Source organism: Drouetiella sp., from assembly GCF_059504425.1.
This window is the reverse complement of sequence record NZ_JCACIN010000044.1, coordinates 1-3718: the sequence shown is the minus strand read 5'-3', so window position 1 is coordinate 3718 and position 3718 is coordinate 1. Positions and strand designations below refer to the sequence as shown.

Annotated in this window: 6 protein-coding genes and 1 pseudogene; all 7 read right to left on the bottom strand. The window is 47.5% G+C overall.

Translation table 11 applies throughout. The annotated features are described in order from the left end of the window. The coding region (locus AC5JMP_RS10720; protein WP_495851451.1) for an isochorismatase family protein at positions 1 to 415 on the bottom strand (415 nt) is incomplete at its 3' end. 431 nt (positions 416 to 846) lie between these two features. Continuing rightward, positions 847 to 1194 (bottom strand): nuclear transport factor 2 family protein, encoded by a 348-nt coding sequence (locus AC5JMP_RS10715; RefSeq protein ID WP_495851450.1) that lies wholly within the window; start codon positions 1192 to 1194, stop codon positions 847 to 849. Positions 1195 to 1261: 67 nt separating this feature from the next. Further along, positions 1262 to 1402 carry a hypothetical protein gene (locus AC5JMP_RS10710; RefSeq protein WP_495851449.1) on the bottom strand — a complete coding sequence of 47 codons (141 nt, stop codon included), beginning with the start codon at positions 1400 to 1402 and terminating at the stop codon, positions 1262 to 1264. Between the two features lie 4 nt (positions 1403 to 1406). Further along, a complete protein-coding gene (locus tag AC5JMP_RS10705; RefSeq protein WP_495851448.1) occupies positions 1407 to 1793 on the bottom strand; it encodes a nuclear transport factor 2 family protein in 387 nt (128 codons plus the stop codon). A 117-nt stretch (positions 1794 to 1910) separates the two neighbouring features. Beyond that, the gene (locus AC5JMP_RS10700) at positions 1911 to 2663 is read right to left on the bottom strand and encodes a glucose 1-dehydrogenase (RefSeq protein WP_495851452.1); all 753 of its coding nucleotides are present in this window, start codon (positions 2661 to 2663) and stop codon (positions 1911 to 1913) included. 295 nt (positions 2664 to 2958) lie between these two features. Then, entirely contained in the window at positions 2959 to 3273 is a 315-nt protein-coding gene (locus AC5JMP_RS10695) for a hypothetical protein (RefSeq protein WP_495851447.1), read from the bottom strand. 76 nt (positions 3274 to 3349) lie between these two features. After that, positions 3350 to 3667: pseudogene (locus AC5JMP_RS10690) on the bottom strand (stage II sporulation protein M); the annotation flags it as partial. Positions 3668 to 3718: the final 51 nt, after the last annotated feature.

Sequence of the window (3718 nt, the reverse complement as noted above, 5' to 3'; positions counted from 1 at the left end):
CGCGCGTGACAACCTTTTTCTCTTGAAACAATTTACTTTTCTGCACCACTAAGCAGATCTCGGTGTAAAGCGCAGCAAGTATAAGTTGCTTGCGGCCACTTTTCTTCACTACATCTGTAACGTTTGGATCTTCCCAGGTATTGATGAAAGTGCGGTTAATCGGTTTTTGATCAGGAAAAACATCCTGTAGTCCCTTAATGATATAACCCCCTCTCTCTTCAATTACTGTGGTCAGGATTGTGGGTACATTGAACACCTTTGCCGATTTGGCAAGACCAATAACATTGTTAATGATCATCGCCGGTTCATGGCTGTTCAAGTTGGTGAACTGATAAGGCTGGTGGTCAATCAGTACCAGGATGCTATCTTCTGGACGAAGCAGTCCTTCTAGACCGATTTTTTGATTTTTAGACATGGCTATAAGTTCCCATTCAATGTTAACTTTAAAGTATCGGTCGATTAATTAAATTTAGAGTTTAATTAATCGACCGATACTTTAAAGTTAATCAATAGAATAAATGAATCACTCTCTCTATAGAAACAGATAAAAATATCATCATAAAATAAATTAGTACGATGTTAATTTTTGCGTTTTTTATATATAAATTGCACCTAAAAACACTCTATTTTAAGATGCGTATCTAGGTTCTGAACAGGCTTTGATGTATTGATTTTATTAAAAAAATAGATTGCAAACAACTCACAATTTCCTCGCATTTATAAGGCATAGTAAACATCAGTAGATTTATGAAATAAAAAAGATATTTTAATTTCTATTTAGGAAAATTATCTCAGGCTGCTCATACTAGCAGAACCACCCATCATGGAGAATGGATGGTTTGTTGACTAGGTCTTGATGACGAAAGCCCTTAATTCGACGATTTTACCGTCGCGAAAACGCCAGATATCGCAGTACGAATAATGAGCCGCCTTCCCGTCTTCGTCCTTCATTGTGATGTCGCCGAGTGCCGTGACAAAATCACCCTCAGCGATTAAGTTAGCGACCACAAACTTTGGCGGCTCGATGTACGTTGTTATCATCCATTGGCGAACGGCTTCTTTTCCGTTAAGGGTCTTGTCGCGGACAAACGTCCATTTCGTGTCGTCGGCACAGAACGACAAGAATCCTTCATTGTTGCCTTTAGCGATCGCCGCGTTTGCTTCTTCTAAGATTGCTTTATTTTTATCTGACATCTGAACTTCTCCTCTGTTCAAGTGGATGCTTTAATGAAGCGGTTTCTCTACCGATGCGTCTTTCTCCTCAGTGAAGCCGACAAACGCCTGGCATCAGCCATTGCCCCAAGTCTTTGATGTACATGACAGACAGTGTGTCGGCGGTCGGATGCCTACCGTTATTGGGCGTACCGTTGTATAAACCGGCTTTCGCACTACCAACACTCAACTGTTCAGAACATCGTGTTATCGTTAGCCGACGCTTTCGGGATAGTCTGTAGCACGTCCCAATGCTCGACTATCTTGCCTTTGTCATTTAGGCGGAAGATGTCGATGCCCGCCCAGTCGTTGTCTCCCGGCCATTGCTGGTAGCAATGCAAAACTACATAATCGCCTTCAGCGAAGACGTGTTTAAACTGAACGCACTTGCCCGGATATTCTTTCGCCATCCTCTCGAAATATTCGATGAAAGCCTGCTTTCCGTCGGCCACTGCTGGGTTGTGCTGGATGTACATATCGCCGACATATTTCTCGATGGCTTCTGCGGGCTGACACTGATTGAACATTAGGTCATAAAATGCTGTGACCGTCTGTTTGTTCTGCTTAAGTTTATCCGTCATTCGTTCTACACCTCACATTACCCGAAACGCTCAACGGCTCAAAGCAGATGCAGCAAGAAAACTCGAACGCAGTACTAGAGGCGTTAGACCGTCTGCTGCATTGGACCCAGCACTCCTTTAGATTTGTGCCACGCCACCATCGACGAATAGCTCAATGCCGTTGACAAAGCTGCTGTCATCTGAAGCGAGAAAGACAACGGCTTTAGCGATCTCGTCGGGCTTGCCGACTCGCCCCAATGGGATGGTGCTAGCCATGCTCTCCACAAATGCTTTTAGCTGCTCTTCACTGAGTCCCAGAAGATTGTAACCGGGAGTCGGAGTAACACCTGGGCTGAGCGCATTCACTCGGATCTGGCGGTCTTTGAGGTCAAGTATCCAGTTGCGGGCAAACGATCGCACGGCGGCTTTAGTGGCGCTGTAAACGCTGAAGGCTGGGGTGCCTTTGATGGAAGTAGTGGAGGCATTCAGGATGACGGAAGCGCCCTCTGGCATCAGCGGCAGTGCCTTCTGCACGGTGAACAGTAACCCCTTGACATTGGTGTTGAATATTTTGTCAAAGTGTTCTTCGGTAATTGAACCCAGTGGGGCAAATTCGCCAACGCCAGCGTTAGCAAAGATCACATCCAGGCGACCTTGTTCTTGCTCGATCGTGGCGTAAAGACGATCGAGGTCTGCCAGCTTTGAGACATCGCCCTGAACGCCCGTGACGCTTTTGCCGATTTCTTTTACAGCAGCATCAAGTTCAGTCTGGCGACGACCCGTGATAAAAACATAGGCACCTTCGGCAACGAATCGCTTAGCAGTGGCAAGACCAATACCGCTGGTGCCGCCAGTGACAAGTGCAACTTTGTCTGAGAGTTTTTGTGACATCGTGTTTTCCTGGTTGAGCTTAGGGATTACAACTTTGATTACGTCTTGTTCAAGCAGCCAAGCCGCCATCAATTTTGAAGCTCGCGCATCGCAGGTATAGTTGCTGCGGACTCCGAGCAAGCGGAAACGAAAGGGGCGGTAAAGAGCAGCGCGAGACCGACCACGGACGTAACCCTGACGATGGTTCCGAGCACCGATGGTGGCGGGGCGAATCCAAGACCGACCGAGGATGTCTGCGCCGAACATGGGGGCACGAGCTTTAGGTGTTGGCAACGCATAGTTTGAAACGGCTCTGTCATAAAATTTGGATTCGATACCCACGCCGCTCCAGTCGGTTGGCAGCACGTTGGGCAGCGCGACGATTGTAGTGCTTACTCACATAAATCCACTTACGATCGTCATGGCTGCGGTAATAAACAATAAACAGCCGATCGCCACTTTGGTAGCGACGACCTTCGTTGTCACGATCTTGGTTGTCGTGATTTTGGTTGTCACGATTTTGGTCGCGATCGTACTGAGCGATTTTTTCTGAATCTAGTGCCTGTGCCGTAAAAGGCGTAGTTACTACGAATCCCGTACATAACAGTGCGAGTAGAATTAGCTTCTTCATAAAATCAGTTTCAACCTGTAAGATTTGAATCGATTAATTACATTTTTCCCCAATCGCCCTCGCGCCGTGGAAGGCGCTACAACAACCATTGGGCAAGCGGATGAACCAGGTAGCGGAGCGAGAATGCCTCCCAGATCGCTCCGACGATGAATAGTGGGAGCGTGGACAGGCTCAGCCAACCGAGCTGTTGTAGCCCACGGACGTAACCCTGCCGATGGTTCCGCGCACTGATCGTTGCGGGGCGAACCCAAGACCGACCGAGGATGTATGCGCCAAACATCAAGAGGGCGTATGCCTGGAATTCGATGAGTATCGTTAGCGAGTGCGGGATCAGTCCCACCGCCATCATCTTGGTAGTCGGAGCCAGGGCTAAACCTAAAGTGAACGTCTTATAGAACCCATTTGAGATCTTAAGAAGATGCTGCAAGCCTCTTCACCATTAGCC

What these genes read in the sequence shown, in the direction of transcription:
- AC5JMP_RS10715 (WP_495851450.1), bottom strand. Translation starts at nt 1,194, where the DNA reads ATGTCAGATAAAAATAAAGCAATCTTAGAAGAAGCAAACGCGGCGATC.
- AC5JMP_RS10705 (WP_495851448.1), bottom strand. Translation starts at nt 1,793, where the DNA reads ATGACGGATAAACTTAAGCAGAACAAACAGACGGTCACAGCATTTTAT.
- AC5JMP_RS10700 (WP_495851452.1), bottom strand. Translation starts at nt 2,663, where the DNA reads ATGTCACAAAAACTCTCAGACAAAGTTGCACTTGTCACTGGCGGCACC.
- AC5JMP_RS10695 (WP_495851447.1), bottom strand. Translation starts at nt 3,273, where the DNA reads ATGAAGAAGCTAATTCTACTCGCACTGTTATGTACGGGATTCGTAGTA.